Genomic DNA, 18,933 nt, shown 5'->3' on the forward strand with positions numbered 1-18,933 from the left:
CTTATGCGATTCAATGCCCCAGACTCCCTGTCGCCTTTCGGGCAAGGCGGTGTCAATCCATACGCTTATTGCCAAGGCGATCCTATAAACTTCGCAGACCCTTCAGGGCATGTCACTGTTGGCCAAGGCTTTTTGATCGGAGCAATGGTTCTTAGTGCCATAATCGGGATAGGCCTTGGATATAGTGCTTATACGGATATCAGTGCGATGGCTGCTGATACTGTGAGAGCAAGTGACACTGGTGGCGCAGGCGATATAGAAGAAAATCGCAAGGCACTAACAGATAGCAAGATTAAGAAAAGTGTAAGAATCGGCGTTAAAGTTGCCGGCGCCACAGCAGCTGTCGGGCAAATTGCAACGGGCACCGCGTCCTTAATCATCGGACAAAATGCACAGGTGAGAGTGCTGCATACTCTTGATGGCGATGTCACGCAGGAAAATCAAGCCGCAAAAACAAGCAAAGCGCTCGCTGGAGTATCGGGGGGGCTGTTCGCTACAATGATTGCCATGACGGCGTGGAGCGGAATTGATGCACTAATGGTCGCGAAAGAAGGACTCACCGTCCCCGAAGGGGGGGGGTGATTCTATGATTACTCGGAGAGAGACGCCAAGTGCAATAGTTTCAAATACAAGGATAGTCGATCCAAGTATTAATACACAAGTGCCAAGTGTAAACACTGATCTTTCAGTAAATAGAAATCAAGGCAGTGTGAGATCATCTACATCTAGACATTCTTTGAATTCTGCTGCCCAAATAGAACAGCCAACACATAGCCCTACAGCTGGTGTGATAGGAAGTACATCTGTGCATCCTTTTCCTCCAGGTGGTCAAATAGAATCACCATTACTTGGATCTAAGGCGAGTTCTGTCAGTACGAATTCTAAAACATCTCATCTTGAGAAGTATGTTACAATGGTGCGTATTAATGGTACGTATTAAATGAAGAGTTCGTCCACGTGGACCCGCTATAGACCCAGGGGACCTTTTAACTCAGTCGCTACGATAAGGGACTTTCGTATGAAAACTGTCAGTATGTAGCGCTGCTATAGGGCTTTAGATTGTTATTCTGAGCAGTTCGTTCAGGACGGTGTGGTCCAAGACTTCGAGCATAGTGCAACCGATACGGGCGGGGATCGATAAGATCATGCTTAAAATATGAGGTTTTAGACAGCAGCCTGTTTTATCAGATCAAAATGCACCTCTTACGTTTGAAGATCGCAATGTGGCAAGGTCGCTGATCGTAAAGAAGTTAGACTTGCAATAACTGGTTGCGCATCCGGTTGAAGAACGTAACGTCCAGATTGGCGGAAGTGGGTAGAATAGCTGGGGGGCTAGAGTATCTCCTGTTTTGATTAAAACATTGGAAATGCTCCAGCCTGCCACACTACCGACAGTTTACGCGCGCGGCCGATCATTTTTTCCCGCCCAGCAATCCCTTTACCTGCGCTCCTTGAAATCCACCATCGTTGACATCCTATCGCCATTAGCTTGATTATCTTGTTTGTGGCACATCGGACCAGCGATGAAAAAATAGCCACAGATCCAGATTCTGCGGCTAAACAAAGAGTGGTTGGCGCGACCACAGTCTGACCTGTGCAACACCCTCAGTTTGAGCGTTTGAGCTTGGCTGGGAAAACACGGCGTTCAATGCTTATTACGTCGTTAACAGCCCACGCAAAATTGTTTGGGTAATTGTTTTGGCAGCATTCTCATAGTCAGCTTCTGTAAGTTCAATCGTATCAAGTGCATCGCAAGCCAGAGCTTCAAACTCAACATAAAATTGCGTTGCTGACCAGAGCAGGATAAATAGATGACGCGCATCGACCTGCGTAATCTTGCCCGCAGCCGCCCATGCATCAATTACGCCCGCCTTTTGCGATGTAACCCGTCGCATATGTTCGCGCGCTTCCATCGAAAGATGCTCAGCACCCTGTAAAATTTCATTTGCAAAAAGGCGCGTTTCAGCGGGGTTCTTCCAGGCATGATTAAGCTTGGCTCGAACATAAGCTTCTATTGCTTCAGCTGGCTCGCGATCTGCCGATATGTGCCCGAATGCATCATCCCAACTGTGAATGAGCTGCTCAATGGCTGCGTTGTAGATATCCTCTTTAGATGAAAAATAATAATAGACATTCCCCTTCGGTAAACCCGAAGCCTTGGCTATTTCAACAATACGCGCTCCATCAAGACCCTTGCGAGAAAAAATCTCTACAGCGGCTGTGAGAATCTTAAGGATGTTTCGCGCTCTGATCGGCTCTTCAGAGACTGCTTGACCTACAGGCTCCATTTCAGCCGACCTCGTTTGCTTTACCATTGGTTATCCCATTATTTTTAATCGGTTTTTCAAAGAAAATTATCTTTGACCGTCATGCGCATTCATTCAAAGGCCTGTCCATACAACTTTACGAGGCATTGGATTGGCAGCCCACAATAAAAAAGAAGTTGACAATATGGTCAACTATTTTTCATAAAAAGCTGACAATATGGTCAGGTTCTTAAATTCGCCTGACAGCCGCCACCTTGGGGAGGGTGCGAATGACTGTGCTGCTGAAGGCTGCAATGGAGGCGTTCCTGTCAGATTGGCCCACCGATCTCACCACGCCATGGCGAGCGCTTTTGGGAAACGTCGTTCTCGATTTTGACGGAATCTCATCTGAGCTTGAGTTGGAGATATGGGAGCCAATTTTTCCAGTTCGTCGCGCAAAGCACTTTCCCGGAATGCCATCCGGTGCGCACTGTCTGCGTGCGTTTGACCACATAAAACCGGATGATGTTCGTTGCGTCGTTCTTGGGCAGGACCCGTATCCAGAACCAGGCTTTGCAACGGGACGGGCGTTCGAAGCGGGCAATCTTGCGGCCTGGAGCGAACTCAACAAAATGTTCTCCAAAAGTATCCGCGCTTACACTCAGCAGATCGTTGCAGCACGCACGGGCGACCTGACTTATGCGAGAAGCTTTAATGATTGGCCTAAGACTTTGGAGGCAATCGAGAGCGGAACAGTCGAGCTTGAACATCCCTCCAGGATTGCTGATCGCTGGGTATCCGAGGGGACGCTTCTTCTCAATGCTTCACTGACACTGACGCGCTTTCAGGTCGACATAGATCCACACCAGTCTGAGGGCCATCTCGTTCTCTGGCGGCCTCTGATTATTGAAACACTGCGTTCGCTGGCGGCACGTGGAAAGCCCCTTGTTTTCCTTGGCTTTGGCGATGCAGCAGCGCAGGCGCTCAAAATGGCGGGGATTGACGAGGCGATCGGCGGTCATCTGCGCTGTGTTCTGCGCGATCACCCCGCACGCGCCGATGAAGTGCTGGCGCAGCCCAATCCATTCATTCTTTGCAACGACTTTCTGGAGGAGATGGGCTCTCAACCCATCGCGTGGTAATATGACCGCAACGAAGACATTCGATTACATTATCATCGGCGCGGGTTCGGCTGGCTGCGTTCTCGCCAACCGTCTTTCGGCTGATCCCGCCAATAAGGTGTTGTTGCTGGAAGCGGGCGGCCGAGACTTAAACCCACTCTTCCGTCTTCCAATGCTGATGGGAAAGCTTTTTCATTCCGGCATCTATAACTGGCACTACCATACGGAGCCTGAACCCAATCTCAATGGTCGTTCGCTTTATTGGCCGCGCGGGAAAGTGCTCGGCGGAACGTCGACCATCAACGGTATGATCTATGTGCGTGGCAACCGTCACGACTATGATCGCTGGGCTCAGATGGGCGCCACTGGCTGGTCCTATGAAGAGGTGTTGCCGGCATTTTTGCGTTCTGAAACCCATGTGCAACGCAAAGACGCGTTTCATAGCAGCGAAGGTGAACTCACCGTGTGCCGTGCGCGCGGATGGAACGGATTGCTCAATGTTTTTAACGAAGCCGGTCATCAGGCGGGCTATCCGCTCAATGATGATTTCAACGGTGAAGAACAGGAGGGCTTTGGCCGCTATGACTTCACCATTACAAAAGGAAAGCGGTGCTCGGCGGCCTATGCTTTCCTGCGTCCAGTAAAATCGCGGCCAAATCTCACCATTATCACACGTGCCCACACAAACCGTATTCTCATTGAGAATGGCCGTGCTGTCGGGGTTGAGTTCAGCCATAAGGGGAACCTCATTCAGGTTCACGCCAACCGTGAAGTAGTCCTTTCGGCAGGAGTGGTTAATTCGCCGCAAATTCTCATGCTCTCGGGTATCGGTTCTGCCGATGAACTGACTGAACAAGGCATCAAGGTTGTGCATAATCTGCCGGGTGTCGGCAAAAACCTTCAGGACCATGTCGATTGCGTCATGGCTTATGAATGCCGGGAGCCGGTGACACTCTATTCTGATCTTCGTGCCGACAAGCTCACATGGTCTGTTATTCAGGGTATGTTGTTTGGGGAAGGTATCACCACGACCTTCCCCTACGAGGCGGGCGCATTTGTTAAGTCGCGCCCCGATCTCGCAGCCCCCGATATCCAGTTGCATTTCATGCCTGCACTGGAAAAGACAGCAAATCTCCACTTTCCGAATCCGTTCAGGAAAGAGCGCGTGGAGGCCAATCACGGCTTCTCGTTGCGGGTTGGCCCGGTTAATCCGCAGAGCCGTGGTGAAATCCGATTGCGTTCCGCAGATCCAGCGGAACGCCCAAGGATCAATGCCAACTATCTGCAAACCGAGTTTGACATTCGCACGATGATCAATGCGATCCGCATAACGCGGGATGTGATCAAACAAAAAGCATTCGATAAATACCGTGGCAAAGAACTCGCTCCCGGTCCGGCCGTTGAAAGCGATGACGAACTCATCAAGTGGTTGCGTGCCAATGCCATGACGACTTTTCATCCTGTCGGAACATGCAAGATGGGGACGGACCCAATGTCTGTGGTCGATGCACAATTGAAAGTGCGCGGCATCGAGGGCCTTCGCGTAGCCGATGCATCGATCATGCCCATTATTTCCAGTGGTAACACCAACGCTCCGGCGATCATGATCGGTGAACGCGCCGCTGAATTCATTCTTAAGGAGGTCTCGTAATGATCGTCGAACATCGCACATACACATTTAGGCCGGGTACGGTGGATGGCTGGCTCAAAAAATATGAGAGCGAAGGTTTGCCTATTCAGAAAAGGCACCTCAACACATTTTTGGGGCTTTATGTCAGCGAAATCGGGCACTTGCACAAAACTGTCCTCATGTGGCGCTATGACAGTGTTGCAGATCGCGAGGCGAGACGTGCGGCCATGTATGCGGATCCCGATTGGCAGACATTTATTGCCAGCGTTTGGGCGCTGGATGCAATTCAGACGCAGGACGTGATGGTTATGAACCCGGCATCGTTTTCGCCGGGTGCATAAAACAGGCGGGTGCAAGCATATGCATCTGTAAAACCCAGGGCGGTATAAAAGCCGCCCCAATAAAAATTCGGATACCGAACTCCAGAGCAAGGAAATGGGAACATGACAAACAAAAACTCAGGCGAGCTTAATCTTCTGGGCGGATCAATTGATCGCCGAAATTTCCTCAGGATGTCTGCCGGTTTGGCAGCGTTCAGCATGACCTCGGGTCTGCTAACCGCGGCATCTTATGCCGCAGGTGGCCTTGTTGCGCTTGTGCATACACAAGCTGCTGGTGATGCCAGTGCGGTGGATTCCATGATCGCCAAGCTCAAGCAGCTTGCAGATGAGCAAGGCTTTCAGTCTCGCGCAGTCTATGCGCAAGACCCGGCCACATATGAAACTATTTTCCGCACGCTGGGCGATGCGGGCGCCTCCGTGATTGTGTCCACATTCAACGAAGTCGCAGAGCCATTTAAGGCGCTTGCCCCTTCTTATCCAAATACAAAATGGGTCCAGCTCTTCGCCGATCCATTTGAGCCTGCAATTCCGAATGTCGTCACCGTTTCTTATGACTATTATCTTGGTTGCTATCTTTCGGGGATTTTTGCGGCACGTCTGAGTAAATCCGGCAAACTTGGTTTTATTGGAGGCGTATCCATTCCGCCAATCAATGCCGATTATAATGCTTTTAAGGCAGGTGCGCTGTCAGTGCGCCCGGACGCATCTGTCGCGGTGGCATTTGCAGGCTCATTCCAGGATCCTGCAAAGGGGCAGGAAATTGCCACACAGATGTATTCGAGTGGCATCGATTTTATCCAGACAGATGCTGCTGCGACCGATTTCGGTATTATTGCGGCTGCGAAAGAAGGCGAGGGCCGTTTGGTCAGCGTCCTTGACCCTGCACAGTTCCCGCAAGGCCCCAAGAATGTGATTTCGATCGTTGGCCTAGACTTCGGTACCTCACTCTATAATGAAGTGAAAAAAGCCATGGGGAATGATTTTGCTGGTGGCACGCACGAACATACGGGTCTGGGAACAGGTGTAATCGATTTTATCGTGTCGCCGCTTTTCGCTCAGGAAGGACCGGCGGATCTTGTTGCCAAAGCAAAAGAAGTTGAACCGGAAATTGCTGCCGCCCGCGCTGCAATTCTGGATGGATCGCTCAAAGTTCCCTTCAACACCACGCTTTAACCGGATCTACTGCAATGACCAAGGCCAGCCAGCCTATATTTGAATGCCACGATGTGACTGTGCAATACGGTCATATCGTTGCGCTCTGCGATGTTGGAACCGTCTTCGAGCGTGGGAAAATCCACGCTGTCGTTGGCCAGAATGGCGCAGGGAAAACAACCTTTGCCCGTGTTTTGGCTGGCCTTGTTCGTCCGGCATCAGGGGAGCTCAAAATTGATGGTCGCCCACTGGTGGGCGGCAATGTAAAAGATGCGCGGCGCCTTGGTGTCGAGCTTGTCCATCAAAGCTTTGCGCTTCCACCATCATTCACTGTTGCTGAAGCGATGCAGTTCGGTGCAAAAGGCGGTGGCCTGTTCTCCAAAGCCAAACTTGAGAAGCGCTGGCAACCCCATCTTGACAAGCTTGATGTCAAAGTCAAAGCCAGTCAGCGCATCCGTGATCTGGCGGTTGAAACGCAGCAAGGTGTTGAAATCGCAAGAGCGCTCGTCTCTGAAGCCAAGCTTTTGATCCTGGATGAGCCGACGGCGGTTTTATCGCCGGAAGGCGCTGACAAACTTTTCGAGCGGGTCAGGCGTTTGAAGGAGCACGGTGTCACGGTTATCCTGATTTTGCACAAGATACGGGAAGTTTTGGCAATCGCCGACACGGTGACCGTTCTTCGAGGGGGTAAACTGGTTGATGGACCGCTACCGTGTGAAAGTATAAATGCAGACCAATTGGCTGAACTGATCATTGGTCCAGCTGCTGCTAAAAACCTCAATGCAGACGACAAAGCAACCCTGACGGGTACAAAGATTGTTGCACATGCCCAAGGCGATCAGAACTTGGCCATGCAACACTCTGCACCAATCCTTCATATGAACAATGTTTCCACGCGGCCTGATCCCGAAGGTCCTGCACTTAATCAGATTAATCTCGATATTCGTTCGGGAGAAATAATCGGCGTTGCCGGGGTCGAGGGCAATGGACAACGCACGCTGGTGCGCGCAATTTCTGCCATGGCTGATGTGGTCGAGGGCAATATTGTCATCAATAATGAGGATCTCACCAGTGCGCCACTGGCAGCAAGAAGATCAGCCGGACTGCGGATTATTCCATTTGAACGCAATGTCGAAGGCCTGAGCCTGACCAGCTCGCTTTGGGAAAATTGGTCAGCGCGTAATCTTCTTCAAATGCCGCTTTTGTCAATCATCAATCCGTCAACTATTCGCAAGCAGTGTGATGCAGCACTCAAGCAGTGGGATGTGCGTTACTCGGAAGTAGGCCAGCGAGCAGGTTCATTATCGGGCGGAAATGCGCAAAAAGTTATTCTCTCGCGAGAAATGGACCACAATGCCCGTCTCATTCTTGCTGCCCAGCCAACACGCGGTCTGGATATTGGAGCGACGTCATTTGTCTGGGATTCCATGCGTCAGGCGCGAGAGCGTGGTTGTGGCCTTCTGTTTATCTCATCTGATCTTGATGAAATCTTCGATATTTCCGATCGGGTCATCGTCATGTCGTCGGGGCGTATCGTTGCTGAATTCCGACCACCTTATGACCTTGCAGCGGTTGGCGCAGCCATGACAGGAGTTCATTGATGATTGACCGGCTCGTCTCCGTTTTCCGCGCGGTAATTTTTATTCTCATTGGCCTTGCACTGTGCGGCGCAATCTTTCAGGCTGCTGGCTATTCCACCGGTCTGATGTTCCAGTCGATTGCCGAGGGCGCCTTCCTGCGGCCCGGCGCGCTGCAACAGGCTTTGCGCTGGGGTCTGCCGCTGTTCATTACAGCGGTCGGTGTCGCTGTTTCCTTTCGCGCAGGCTACTTCAATATCGGCGCGCAAGGGCAATTCTATATGGGGGCCATTGCAGCCGCATTCATGGCTGAACGGCTGAATGGAGCGCCGGCTCCGGTTCTTATAACCGCGTGCGTTCTGGCCGGCATGACGGGTGGGGCGCTGTGGGCATTATGGCCCGGCCTTTTGCGGCTTAAATCAGGCGCTGACGAAGTCATCACCACACTGATGGGTAACTTCATCGCCGGCCTTTTCCTGCTTTATGTTACTGCTGGACCACTCAAGGACCCTTCAGGAACGGGACAGCAGGCGTCGAGCCGTCCGCTCGCGAGCATGTACCGCATTAGTGATTCACTCGGGCTTTCTCCGACAATTATTGCAATCGCTGTTTTTGTCGGACTGGTGATGTGGTTTCTGGTCAATCGGACCGCGTTTGGTGTTCTTTCGGGGCTTGCCGGTCGCAATCCAACGATGGTTCAATGGCAAGGTGCACGAACATGGCGTATCGGCCTTGCCAGCTTCCTGCTTAGCGGTGCTCTTGCCGGACTTGCGGGCACAATCGAGTTTATGGGACCGAATGGTCGTCTGACGGGTGGGTTTCTGCCGGGCCATGGCTTTACTGCAATCCTGATTGCACTTGTTGCCAATTTTTCCGTTGTCGGCACAGCGTTTGTCGCTTTGTTTTTTGGTGGGCTTGCGTCTGCGGCTCTTTATCTCCCGATTATGGCTGGTTTGCCATCTTCAGCCATCGACATCATCAATGCAGCAATCGCTCTTTTCATCACAGCAAAGTCCAGCGTTATCGACCGGATAGCAAAACTTGGAGGACGGATATGGAAGACTTCCTAATCGCTATCCTGCGCTCAGGCACGCCACTTATTTATGTTACTCTTGCCGGGGTAATCGCACAACGAACGGGTGTGTGGCATCTTGGGCTTGAAGGTCTGATGATTGCAGGGGCTTGTGCAACCATTCTGGGCATTGTGCTGTTGCAGTCGATATGGCTGGCACTTCTAATTGCCATTATCGTCTGTGTTGTTGGATCAATCCTGTTCTGGTTTGTGGTTGAGAAATTAAAAGCCAACCAGATTATTGCGGGGCTGGGACTGACAGGATTGGGCCTTGGTGGAACAGCGCTCGCTGTGCAATCTATTTTTGGAACTCAAGCCGCCGTGAGCGCACCATTTGGACTTCCGCGGATTGGGCCGGCTTTTGGTGCTTATGGTTCTCTTTCGATTCTTGTGTTGTTCATGCCGTTTGTGGTGTTTGCGATGTGGGTCGTTTTGCGCAGAACAAGATTTGGCTTGCGTCTTGGAGCTGCTGGTGAGCATCCCTTCGCAGCACGCAGTGTCGGAATTAATCCCGCACTTATGCGCCTTATAGCACTGATGGTTGGCGGTGTTTTATGTGCGTTGGCGGGTGCGGAGCTCGCAGCCGGAAGTCTGCAGATTTTCGCACAGAATATGACCGCAGGCCGCGGGTTTATGGGGTTTGCTGCCGTCATCTTTGGAGCGGGCCACCCTATCGGGGCCAGTCTTGCGGCTGTGTTCTTTGCAGTTGTTGGTGCACTTGGCATCAGGGCACAACTCGCATTTGGTGATCGGGTTCCACACGATCTGCTGCTTGCTCTGCCTTACATTGCTACCGTTATTGGCATTTGGCTGAGCACGCAATTGCGTGGTGGTACCAAGGCTGCCAATGGCTTTAGTGAATTGCGCGATCAGTAATTGCAGGAAACCTACGATGCAGGTCAGGAAACAAACATTCATCAGAAGTGCCACCATTCTGACAATGTGTGCACAACACCAAAGCCGCCCCTTCGAAGGCGATATTCTGATTGAGGATGGCAAGATACGGGCTATCGGTAAAAATCTTGTCGCTCAACCAGATGCGTTTGTCATTGATGGAAAAGACCGCCTCGTGATGCCGGGGCTGATCAATGCGCATACCCATTCGAGCGAAACTTTCTTCCGTGGCCGCTATGAGGGCATGCCGCTGGAAATCTGGTTGCTTTACGCCTATCCACTGATGATGGGACCTGTCGTCAACGAAAGATTGCTTTATCTACGCAGTCTTCTTCTTGCGATGGAATCTTTACGCAACGGTGTAACCACACTTTGTGATGATTTTTTCGACCCGCCTGCACATGATCTTTCCCGGCTTTCAACTGTATTTAAAGCCTATCAGGATGCTGGTATCCGCGCAAATGTTTCCAGTGCCGCCATGAATGTTCACACACTGGATGCACTTCCCTTTGCGCGCGAAGTCATGCCGCGCCATCTGCAGGATAAGCTTGATTTCGGCCCGCCTATGCCGGCCGATGTGTACATGGATTACTGTCGCTCGGCATTCTCGACCTTACACGGTACGGCAGGTCGCATCAATTTCATGATTGCACCCTCAGCGCCACAGCGTTGCACCCCGGAACTGCTTCAGGCCTGCCATGCGCTTGCAGTTGAAATGGGCGTTCCTCTGCATACTCATGTTCTTGAAACAAAAACGCAAGCAGTCACCGGGTCCGAACTTTATGGGAAAAGCCTGATAGATTATATGCGCGATCTGGATATTCTTTCGCGCAATACCACGATTGCTCATGCTGTCTGGGTTAGTTCGTCCGACATAGAGCTAATGGGACAAGCCAAATGTTCGGTTGCGCATAATGCGATCTCCAATCAAAAGCTTGGTGCGGGGATCGCTCCAATTCGCCAACTGATCAATGCAGGTGTGAGCGTTGCTCTTGGAACGGACGGGGTATCGTCAAATGATACTGCGCGTATCTTTGACGTCATGCGTGTAGCGGGATTGATACACAGTGCAACGGGGCCTGACTACAAACAATGGATCAGTGCTGATGAGATACTGACTATGGCGACGATAGGTGGCGCGCGCAGCGCTATGCTTGAGACTGTCACTGGATCACTGGAAAGTGGCAAAGCAGCGGATTTGCTCATTCTTGATCTTACAACGCTGAGCTTTACGCCGCTTAATGATGTGGCAAAGCATCTTGTCTATTCTGAGAATGGGTCGTCCATTGAGACAGTTATGGTCGCTGGAGAAATTGTCGTTCATCAGGGGAAAATGCATTCAATCGATGAAACTGCTATCCTTGCTGAAATCCGCGAGCTTGTTCCTGCGCATCTTGCGGAACATGCTGAGCTTGAAAAATTGAACGCAGCGTTTCATGCGACAATGGCTGAAATTCATCGCCGAGCGGCGACAAAAATGATTGGCATAAACCGTTATGCAACGGCCTCTGACAAGATTGTGCCAGAACAGGATTAGTTCAAGATTGCAGGTTTAGGTTGAACCAATGAGCCGCAAGCGACGACAACAGGGTTGTCAGGTGAACCTTCAACCTTCAGTGTGCGAGTCAGTTTCGCACAATCAAAGAGGTCAGATTCTGGTACGCGAAGCGCTTCCGTACCAGAATTCAGCACCATTTCTCTTTTTAAAGCAGCAGCGTCTTGAGGGTGTATGTCGTGAATTTTTCACTTCTGCTGCTCAATTATGCCGCCTTTTCTTATGTGCGCTATCCCGGCTTTTATAGTTACCTTCAGGAGACTGCGGTAGAATGTGGTATAGACGTTGACCACGTAATATTGATCTGTGTACCAACGCCTATAATCTTATCAATCCTTATTTCAGTCCGATCTGATTATGCTTTATGCGGATGTTTTGAGATTTTGTTCGCATCTCAGCAACATGCCATACAGATCACGCGGCTCATCAGGGTCTGCCAGCATGTCAAGTTCAACATAGAGGCCTGTTTCTTCGAGCTTACTGCGAACATAACGCAGCGCAGAAAAATCTTCGATTGCAAAGCCAACGCTGTCGAACAGCGTGATGGCCCGATCTGACGAACGACCTTCGGTCGTTCCTGCAATTACTTCCCAGAGTTCTTTAACCGGATAGTCAGCATCCAACTGCTGGATTTCGCCCTCTATGCGTGTCTGCGGCGGGTATTCGACAAAAATATCGGAGCGCAGCAGAATATCCTTGTTGAGTTCGGTTTTGCCGGGGCAATCGCCACCAACCGCATTGATATGCACGCCCGGACCAACCATGTTGTCGCTCAAGATCGTTGCATATTGTTTGTCGGCTGTGACCGTCGTGATGATGTCGGCACCTTCAACCGCGTCCTGCGACGTCGTGTGGATCGAGATCGAAAAGCCTTTATCACTTAGATTGCGCGCGCAGCGTTCACTGGCCGAGCGGTCAATGTCAAAAAGACGCAGACTTTCGACGCCGACAATGGCTTTGAAAGCCAACGCTTGAAACTCGCTTTGTGCACCATTGCCGATGATCGTCATCGTTTTGGAATCTGGACGCGCAAGGTGCTTGGCAGCGACTGCCGACATTGCAGCTGTACGCAATGCCGTCAGGATCGTCATTTCAGTCAACAACATCGGATAACCGTTACCGACATCAGCCAAGACGCCGAAAGCGGTTACGGTCTGGCGGCCTTCCTTTGTATTTTTTGGATGGCCATTAACATACTTAAAGCCATACAGAGTGCCGTCACTTGTCGGCATCAACTCAATCACCCCCTCGTCGGAATGGGATGCGATACGTGGTGTCTTGTCGAATTGTTCCCAGCGGCGGAAGTCTTCTTCAATTACTTCCGCCAGCTCCTTGAGGAAGGTTTCAACACCCACCGTCAGAACAAGCTTCATCATGTGATCGACACTGACAAAAGGAACGATGTTCAGCTTTTCATTGGTCATATTTGCGATCCTTTATCGGATAAACTGGCGCTGAACTTCAGGCGCGTTTCGACAAAAACTCTTCCGCGATCATTGAGACAATCTGCGGCAAGACTTCAAATGCGTAAGGCGCATGGACGCGTTCAAGCTTCTGGTGGAACTCACGGCCCCATGGACCGATGTTAACCACCGGAAACTGTAGGGCATCGTCAGCGGGATGATCGATAAGCCGTGCGACCGGCGTGTTGTTGGAAACCACATCCTGCCCCAACGTCGCCTGTCCAAGGAAACTCATGTCAGAGATCCCCTGAAAATACGGTTTCCAGACCAACGACTGGTCCGGGAAAGCCGCAAATGTTTGCATCGTTGTGTCGATAGCCTTTTTAAATGCACGATCATTGGCCTGACTATCATCAAGATGGCTCGCTGGATAATGCAAGCCTGAAAAACCAACGACAACAGCAGGACCTGACAGATGCGCAATACCAACAAGCCACTCAGTCAATTGACGGCTGACTGATAATGGATTGTCTATGTGGGAAAGACGCTTTTCCTGCTCACTGTAAAGCGTTTCAAATGCCTCACCAGCGACCTGCGCAGCCATACCTCGTAATTGCTCGAACGTGATGAGCTTTGGTGCTGCTGGAATTGCGCCTGCACGCTTTCCAATCAGTTGGCCAAAGGCTTCAGACTGGGCCGCGAAGCGTTCGACAGCCTCGGTTGCTCCGACCAGAACCTCATTCTTGAAACGGTCAAACAATTCTTCTGCGGTCATGGCATGATAAAGCCAGTTAAGCGCGATCCAGAAACGCTCTGGTGTCGTCACTTCATAGCCGTCACGCAGGTCTTTCGCCTCAAGGCAGATCGGAGGTGGGGAGATATCCTTTTCATCCCGGTCAGCAAGTGTTGCATTGCCTTCAAAGCGCGCGAGAATGGAGGCAGCCATTGCCTGCGCGCTCACGCCTTCGTAAGGATAGCTCGCATGTGAGCTCAATCCGATGACCAGCGCAAATGGTAACAGCTTTCCAATCGTACCAGCATAAACTGCACGACCTTCTTTGCCGTCGCCCTGATCCGATGTCACGTCAAGGTTGATCGCAGCAGCGATTTCAATGTCAAAGTCGCGGGCTACTGCAGGTAACGCATTACGCATTGAGCGCATACCGCGGCTTTCACGTTCTTCATCAGGTGTAAAGACAAGCAGGAGATTGCCGTTGCGGTCTGCGTCTTCGGCGAATTTTTCTGCACACGCTATTCCAACCGCAAGGCCACTCTTCATGTCGAGCATGCCACGGCCCGGAAGAAAATCGCCACCGAGCAGATCTTCGAGTGCGCGCTCTTCCTGTGCCGAACGCGAACGCTTCGACAAATCTTTGATCAGGGCATCTTTGAGTTTGAGGCTTTCACAAGCCAGAGACTTCAACTCGTGATAATTATCTGTCGCAACCGTATCGAAATGACCTGCAAGTGCAAGTGTACGCTTGCCCTTGCCGCGAACCAGCGCGACGACATTATGCGTCAGCGGATCGCCATGACTTGCAACCGTGCGGATATTATCAGGATTTTGCTGGAAATAAGGAATCTCCTTCAAAACAGACACCAGATGTTCGGAAAAGCTGGCTTCACCGGGTGTTCCGGTTTCACTGTTCCATCCAACCAGACGCAGTGCCAATTCCTCGACATGCTGCGCATTAATATGGTTATGCGCCATCGTTACGGCGTTGGACGCGCCGTTTGAAACATTCGCAGTCATAGATCAAGTCTCCGTCAATGGGAGCGTGTTTCTAAGAAATGCAACACGCCTCTAAAGCTTAGATTTCAATTTTAGAGCATAATCCGACCGGAGTGAAACGAGGATCGATAAGATTATGCTTAATTTAGAAAGAGTTAGAGCGCCGATCTGAATCAATCGGATCGAACCGCGCTCTAATGAGAAAGATGCTTGCGCAGGAATGCGCGCGTCCGCTCTTCGGTTGGGTTGGACAGAACTTGGTCCGGCGAACCTTGTTCAACGACCACACCACCATCCATGAACATAACGTGGTCACAAACTTCGGCGGCAAAACGCATTTCATGTGTAACGATCAGCATGGTCATATGCTCGCTGGCGAGCTGTTTCATGACCTGATTCACTTCTTCGACCAGCTCAGGATCAAGAGCGGATGTCGCTTCATCAAAAAGCATGACCTTCGGCTGCATGGCCAGAGCACGGGCGATTGCAACACGCTGTTTCTGGCCGCCAGAAAGCCGGGCCGGATAGGCATGGCCTTTATCAACGAGACCGACCTTCGCAAGCAAGCCATTGGCACGTTCCAGCGCCTCTGCCTTTGACAAGCCTTTCAGCTTCATGGGTCCGACCATTATGTTTTGAAGAACCGTCAGATGGGGGAACAGATTAAACTGCTGGAAAACCATCCCCATTTCCTGCCGGATATGGTTGATATGTTTTTCAAAAGCGCGTCCCCTGAGAGGGCGATTAACCTGATGGCCATCCAACCAGATTTCACCGCTAGACGTTTCTTCCAGCATATTAATGGAACGCAACAACGTGCTTTTGCCAGAACCGCTGGGGCCGATAATGGAAACAATCTTGCCTTTGGCTACAGTGAGGTCAATGCCTTTCAGCACCTCGATATCGCCATAAGATTTTCTGATCTGACGCAGTTGGATCATAGGGGTTTGTGTGTTCATCGGATAGCTTCCGCTTTCTTGGCCGCTTTGCTCAAAACCCATTCCATCACAAGATTGACGAGGTAATAGAGCACAGCTGCAACGAAGTAGAACTCAAAAGGACGATAGGTTTCGCTGATACCGCGTTGTGCACTCAGCACCAGTTCTGCAATGCCCAGCACCGACAAAACGGCGGTGTCCTTGAGCAGGATAATGCTGTTGTTACCGACCTGCGGCAATGCAGTCAGGATCGCCTGAGGAATGATGAAATAGCGCAGCGCTGCTCCATTTCCGAAGCCAAGCGAACGCGCAGCCTCCATCTGCCCCTTATCAACGGCCTGTAACGACGCACGGAAAATATCGGCATTGTAAGCAGCATAATGCATGCCGAGGCCGAAGACGCCGGTCCAAAAGGCTGGGACCATGATGCCGATCTGCGACAAGCCATAATAGAGCAGATAGAGCTGCAAGAGCAGCGGCGTACCCATGAACAGAAATACAATGCCGCGTATCGGAAGACTGATAAGCTTTGGCGCATGAAGCGTGACAATGGCAATGACAATTCCCAAGACAATACTAATCAAGCCAGCCAGTACCGTAATCAGTACAGTCCAGAGCAGGCCGATCAGCATCAGCTCTGCATAGAGAGGAACAACGGTAAAATCGAGACTCATGCTCCTGCCCTTTTTTCCGCGCTGAAGTAGATTTCGAGACCACGAACGATCAGGGAAATGACGGCAATGATCACAATATATGCAGCCGCAGCGATCGCAAAAACCTCAAACGGCTTATAGGTAGAGGTCACAAAACGCTGGGCAGTATACGTCAGCTCAACCACACCAATCGTGGAAACAAGAGCAGTGCTCTTTGTCAGAATAACCGTATTGACGCCAAGCGAGCGGATCATCAAGGGGGCAGCCTGCGGCAGAATGAAAAGCCACATCGTTCTGACACGGCTAAAGCCCAACGAACGTGCTGCTTCATTCTGCCCTTTATCGACCGCCAGGATAGCACCACGTATGCCTTCGGACATATAGGCGCCTATGTTGAAACCCATCGTGATTACGCCAGCGACGAACGGTGTAAACTCGAAGCCAAATTGCGGACCACCGAAGAAGACGAGAAACAGCTGCACCAGAAGCGGCGTGCCGCGCATCACACTGATATAGGCAGTTGCGAGCCATCGTATCGGCGCATAACGTGAAAACTTGGCAATCACCAGAAAACTCGCAACAACGAGACCGATGAGTAATGACACGATGGTCAGCTCTACTGTGACCCATGCTGCCTGAACAATGAAGGGAAAAATCCGCTCAATAAGTGCGATATCCATCCTTCAACCTTTCTGCTCCATCTCAGGACGCATCTGTCACACCTGACCATTCCGGCTGTCCGCCAGAGCGCACATATGACAAAGTTTAGGAACGAAAGCATTTCACACGCAATTTTCCTGAAGGTCAGTCAAATCGAATGCGAAAGAAGCTAAGCGACAACGACAGTGATGCCACATTCTTGAGAATAGTGGAGCGGCCATCCAGCCGCTCCCGACCACTTGTCGGATCAGCGGATATCCGCTCCAATCCATTTTTCAGAGATCGCCTTGTAGGTGCCGTCTGTCATCATGTCATCCAGAGCCTTCTGCATAGCGTCGCGCAGCTCAGGATTGTTTTTACGCACAGCAATACCGATATCATAGCGCGGCAACTGATCATCTTTGACCTGATCAATCGGTGCATTGTTTTTGCTGATCGCTACGAGAACTGGAACGTCGTCGGCTACAACAGCGTCAATGCGACCTGAACCGAGGTCGAGCAGCATTTCCGGCAAGCCTTTATAAGTGCGGACTTCGTATTTTCCCTGATCGCGCACCCACTTTTCGGACGTTTCACCAAGTGTTACGCCGATAGTCTTGTCTTCAAGCTCGTTCAGCGACTTGACCGTATCGCCCTTACGTACAAACAGCGCAAGACCGGAACGATAGTAAGGGCCAACAAAATCAATCGCCTTCTTGCGCTCTTCTGTAATACCCATCGATCCAACGATCGTATCAAAACGTCCCGTAACAAGACCCGCAATGATGCCATCCCAGGCAGTCGTGACGATTTCTGGTTCAGCCTTCAGGCGACGCGCAATTTCAGAGCCGATATCAACGTCAAAGCCGACAACTTTATTGTTTTCGTCGACAAAACTGAATGGAGGAAAGACGCCGGAAAGCGCGATCGTCATCTTGCCTGTGTTCTGAATCTTTTCCAGATCATCAGCCTTGGCTGCATTTGCGGAGAGTGAGATACCAAGAGCCACAAGCGCAGTCGAAAAAAGTCTCACCATTTTCATTATCAAAGTTCCCTACGAAAGCTCTAGAACGAGCCGTTAATGCTATTTCACAGCCTTGTAACCGGCCTGAACAGGGAATTGTGCAGCTCCCCACCAGCTTGCAGCATTTTAGAAGCCACTTTTAAATTCCCCTTGATTGAAATCATTATCTGCAAACACATTGACAAAAAAGAATATAAAGTGATTATTTTTATAATAATCTGACGAAAAAGTCATAATAAGTTACGAAAAAGAAAGTGGGGAACAATGGATGAGTTGGATAAACGGTTGATCACAGAGTTACGCATCAATGGCCGGGCCTCTGTGCCTCAATTAGCTGAGCTGCTGGGAGTGGCACGCGCAACGGCACAAAAACGCCTCGATCGTCTGATCGCCAATGGTGACATCAAAGGTTTTACCGTGCGCGTTCGCGATGACATCGGCAAAGACCAGATCCGGGCTTTCATGCTCATTGAGATGTCCGGTGCTTCGCTGAAAGCCACTATCGCTGCAATAAAGCGCGTTCCCGGACTGACCAGTCTTTGCAACACCAACGGAATTTGGGATGTGATTGCGGAGCTTGAAGTCTCTACAATATCCGAACTCAACGAAGTCATTTCAACAATTCGCTCGCTTCAGGGCGTGAGCAAAAGCGAAACCTTCATTATGCTCGGGCCGGCATAGTTGCGCGCTTTTATGTCGGCGATAATCTCCTTCGTGCACTGTTCTGCCTGAATGGTATCAAGACCGCTCACTGCCGCAAGCGTGGCTCATTATCAGAAGGGCGACAATGAGTCATGCAGTCAATGCAACTTAGAGATGATACTCTCACATTCAACTAATTGATTTACTACGGCGTAGACTCATAAACTGATGCACCAGATGCGGACAGCGATGAGTTTGACAGCAGCCAGGAAATTGGCCGGGTTTTTGTCGTAACGTGTTGCAATGCCGCGATA

17 protein-coding genes and 1 pseudogene are annotated in these 18,933 nt (G+C 50.8%); 10 read left to right on the top strand and 8 right to left on the bottom strand.

Features of this window, described 5'->3' with window-relative positions:
• A partial coding sequence (locus tag ABE527_RS20390) for an RHS repeat-associated core domain-containing protein (protein ID WP_499698153.1) occupies positions 1 to 582 on the top strand: 582 nt, incomplete at its 5' end.
• Positions 583 to 1,655: 1,073 nt separating this feature from the next.
• On the opposite strand, the gene ABE527_RS20395 is transcribed toward ABE527_RS20390, so the two are convergent.
• Positions 1,656 to 2,315 carry a TetR/AcrR family transcriptional regulator gene (locus tag ABE527_RS20395; RefSeq protein WP_499698154.1) on the bottom strand — a complete coding sequence of 220 codons (660 nt, stop codon included), beginning with the start codon at positions 2,313 to 2,315 and terminating at the stop codon, positions 1,656 to 1,658.
• A gap of 221 nt (positions 2,316 to 2,536) precedes the next feature.
• On the opposite strand from ABE527_RS20395, the gene ABE527_RS20400 reads away from it, so the two are divergent.
• From ABE527_RS20400 to ABE527_RS20435, 8 genes are all read left to right on the top strand, one after another.
• A complete protein-coding gene (locus ABE527_RS20400) occupies positions 2,537 to 3,388 on the top strand; it encodes a uracil-DNA glycosylase family protein (protein WP_499698155.1) in 852 nt (283 codons plus the stop codon).
• Between the two features lies 1 nt (position 3,389).
• The gene (locus ABE527_RS20405) at positions 3,390 to 5,018 is read left to right on the top strand and encodes a GMC family oxidoreductase (RefSeq protein WP_499698156.1); all 1,629 of its coding nucleotides are present in this window, start codon (positions 3,390 to 3,392) and stop codon (positions 5,016 to 5,018) included.
• On the top strand, positions 5,018 to 5,338 hold the full coding sequence (locus tag ABE527_RS20410; RefSeq protein WP_499698157.1) for an NIPSNAP family protein: 321 nt from the start codon (positions 5,018 to 5,020) through the stop codon (positions 5,336 to 5,338). Before ABE527_RS20405 ends, ABE527_RS20410 begins: the two co-directional genes overlap by 1 nt.
• Before the next feature lie 102 nt (positions 5,339 to 5,440).
• Positions 5,441 to 6,511: a BMP family ABC transporter substrate-binding protein gene (locus ABE527_RS20415; protein ID WP_499698158.1), complete on the top strand. Its 1,071-nt coding sequence runs from the start codon at positions 5,441 to 5,443 to the stop codon at positions 6,509 to 6,511.
• Between the two features lie 14 nt (positions 6,512 to 6,525).
• On the top strand, positions 6,526 to 8,091 hold the full coding sequence (locus ABE527_RS20420; protein ID WP_499698159.1) for an ABC transporter ATP-binding protein: 1,566 nt from the start codon (positions 6,526 to 6,528) through the stop codon (positions 8,089 to 8,091).
• Complete coding sequence (locus tag ABE527_RS20425) at positions 8,091 to 9,137, top strand: ABC transporter permease (RefSeq protein WP_499698160.1); 1,047 nt, start codon at positions 8,091 to 8,093, stop codon at positions 9,135 to 9,137. The genes ABE527_RS20420 and ABE527_RS20425 overlap by 1 nt, the downstream gene beginning before the upstream one ends.
• Complete coding sequence (locus tag ABE527_RS20430) at positions 9,122 to 10,015, top strand: ABC transporter permease (protein ID WP_499698161.1); 894 nt, start codon at positions 9,122 to 9,124, stop codon at positions 10,013 to 10,015. Before ABE527_RS20425 ends, ABE527_RS20430 begins: the two co-directional genes overlap by 16 nt.
• Before the next feature lie 16 nt (positions 10,016 to 10,031).
• Entirely contained in the window at positions 10,032 to 11,570 is a 1,539-nt protein-coding gene (locus ABE527_RS20435; protein WP_499698162.1) for an amidohydrolase family protein, read from the top strand.
• Between the two features lie 380 nt (positions 11,571 to 11,950).
• Here the strand turns inward: ABE527_RS20435 and ocd are convergent, their stop codons facing one another.
• From ocd to ABE527_RS20465, 6 genes are all read right to left on the bottom strand, one after another.
• A complete protein-coding gene (gene ocd / locus ABE527_RS20440) occupies positions 11,951 to 13,012 on the bottom strand; it encodes an ornithine cyclodeaminase (RefSeq protein ID WP_499698163.1) in 1,062 nt (353 codons plus the stop codon).
• A 37-nt stretch (positions 13,013 to 13,049) separates the two neighbouring features.
• The gene (locus tag ABE527_RS20445; protein WP_499698164.1) at positions 13,050 to 14,744 is read right to left on the bottom strand and encodes a M20/M25/M40 family metallo-hydrolase; all 1,695 of its coding nucleotides are present in this window, start codon (positions 14,742 to 14,744) and stop codon (positions 13,050 to 13,052) included.
• Between the two features lie 173 nt (positions 14,745 to 14,917).
• Positions 14,918 to 15,682, bottom strand: a complete 765-nt coding sequence (locus ABE527_RS20450; protein WP_499698165.1) for an amino acid ABC transporter ATP-binding protein — start codon at positions 15,680 to 15,682, stop codon at positions 14,918 to 14,920.
• Positions 15,679 to 16,335 (bottom strand): amino acid ABC transporter permease, encoded by a 657-nt coding sequence (locus tag ABE527_RS20455; protein ID WP_499698166.1) that lies wholly within the window; start codon positions 16,333 to 16,335, stop codon positions 15,679 to 15,681. The genes ABE527_RS20450 and ABE527_RS20455 overlap by 4 nt, the downstream gene beginning before the upstream one ends.
• Complete coding sequence (locus ABE527_RS20460; protein ID WP_499698167.1) at positions 16,332 to 16,994, bottom strand: amino acid ABC transporter permease; 663 nt, start codon at positions 16,992 to 16,994, stop codon at positions 16,332 to 16,334. Before ABE527_RS20460 ends, ABE527_RS20455 begins: the two co-directional genes overlap by 4 nt.
• Positions 16,995 to 17,221: 227 nt before the next feature.
• Complete coding sequence (locus ABE527_RS20465) at positions 17,222 to 17,995, bottom strand: transporter substrate-binding domain-containing protein (protein WP_499698168.1); 774 nt, start codon at positions 17,993 to 17,995, stop codon at positions 17,222 to 17,224.
• A gap of 246 nt (positions 17,996 to 18,241) precedes the next feature.
• Here ABE527_RS20465 and ABE527_RS20470 point away from each other — a divergent pair, with 246 nt between their 5' ends.
• Positions 18,242 to 18,658, top strand: a complete 417-nt coding sequence (locus ABE527_RS20470; protein ID WP_187547697.1) for an Lrp/AsnC family transcriptional regulator — start codon at positions 18,242 to 18,244, stop codon at positions 18,656 to 18,658.
• Between the two features lie 179 nt (positions 18,659 to 18,837).
• Here the strand turns inward: ABE527_RS20470 and ABE527_RS20475 are convergent.
• Positions 18,838 to 18,933: pseudogene (locus tag ABE527_RS20475) on the bottom strand (IS5/IS1182 family transposase); the annotation flags it as partial.

The sequence above is a fragment of the Brucella sp. TWI432 genome, assembly GCF_039674445.1.
GTDB lineage: Bacteria > Pseudomonadota > Alphaproteobacteria > Rhizobiales > Rhizobiaceae > Brucella > Brucella chromiisoli.

Coding starts and splice junctions, on each gene's coding strand:
- ABE527_RS20395 (WP_499698154.1), bottom strand. CDS start 2,315: ATGGTAAAGCAAACGAGGTCGGCTGAAATGGAGCCTGTAGGTCAAGCA.
- ABE527_RS20400 (WP_499698155.1), top strand. CDS start 2,537: ATGACTGTGCTGCTGAAGGCTGCAATGGAGGCGTTCCTGTCAGATTGG.
- ABE527_RS20405 (WP_499698156.1), top strand. CDS start 3,390: ATGACCGCAACGAAGACATTCGATTACATTATCATCGGCGCGGGTTCG.
- ABE527_RS20410 (WP_499698157.1), top strand. CDS start 5,018: ATGATCGTCGAACATCGCACATACACATTTAGGCCGGGTACGGTGGAT.
- ABE527_RS20415 (WP_499698158.1), top strand. CDS start 5,441: ATGACAAACAAAAACTCAGGCGAGCTTAATCTTCTGGGCGGATCAATT.
- ABE527_RS20420 (WP_499698159.1), top strand. CDS start 6,526: ATGACCAAGGCCAGCCAGCCTATATTTGAATGCCACGATGTGACTGTG.
- ABE527_RS20425 (WP_499698160.1), top strand. CDS start 8,091: ATGATTGACCGGCTCGTCTCCGTTTTCCGCGCGGTAATTTTTATTCTC.
- ABE527_RS20430 (WP_499698161.1), top strand. CDS start 9,122: ATGGAAGACTTCCTAATCGCTATCCTGCGCTCAGGCACGCCACTTATT.
- ABE527_RS20435 (WP_499698162.1), top strand. CDS start 10,032: ATGCAGGTCAGGAAACAAACATTCATCAGAAGTGCCACCATTCTGACA.
- ocd (WP_499698163.1), bottom strand. CDS start 13,012: ATGACCAATGAAAAGCTGAACATCGTTCCTTTTGTCAGTGTCGATCAC.
- ABE527_RS20445 (WP_499698164.1), bottom strand. CDS start 14,744: ATGACTGCGAATGTTTCAAACGGCGCGTCCAACGCCGTAACGATGGCG.
- ABE527_RS20450 (WP_499698165.1), bottom strand. CDS start 15,682: ATGAACACACAAACCCCTATGATCCAACTGCGTCAGATCAGAAAATCT.
- ABE527_RS20455 (WP_499698166.1), bottom strand. CDS start 16,335: ATGAGTCTCGATTTTACCGTTGTTCCTCTCTATGCAGAGCTGATGCTG.
- ABE527_RS20460 (WP_499698167.1), bottom strand. CDS start 16,994: ATGGATATCGCACTTATTGAGCGGATTTTTCCCTTCATTGTTCAGGCA.
- ABE527_RS20465 (WP_499698168.1), bottom strand. CDS start 17,995: ATGAAAATGGTGAGACTTTTTTCGACTGCGCTTGTGGCTCTTGGTATC.
- ABE527_RS20470 (WP_187547697.1), top strand. CDS start 18,242: ATGGATGAGTTGGATAAACGGTTGATCACAGAGTTACGCATCAATGGC.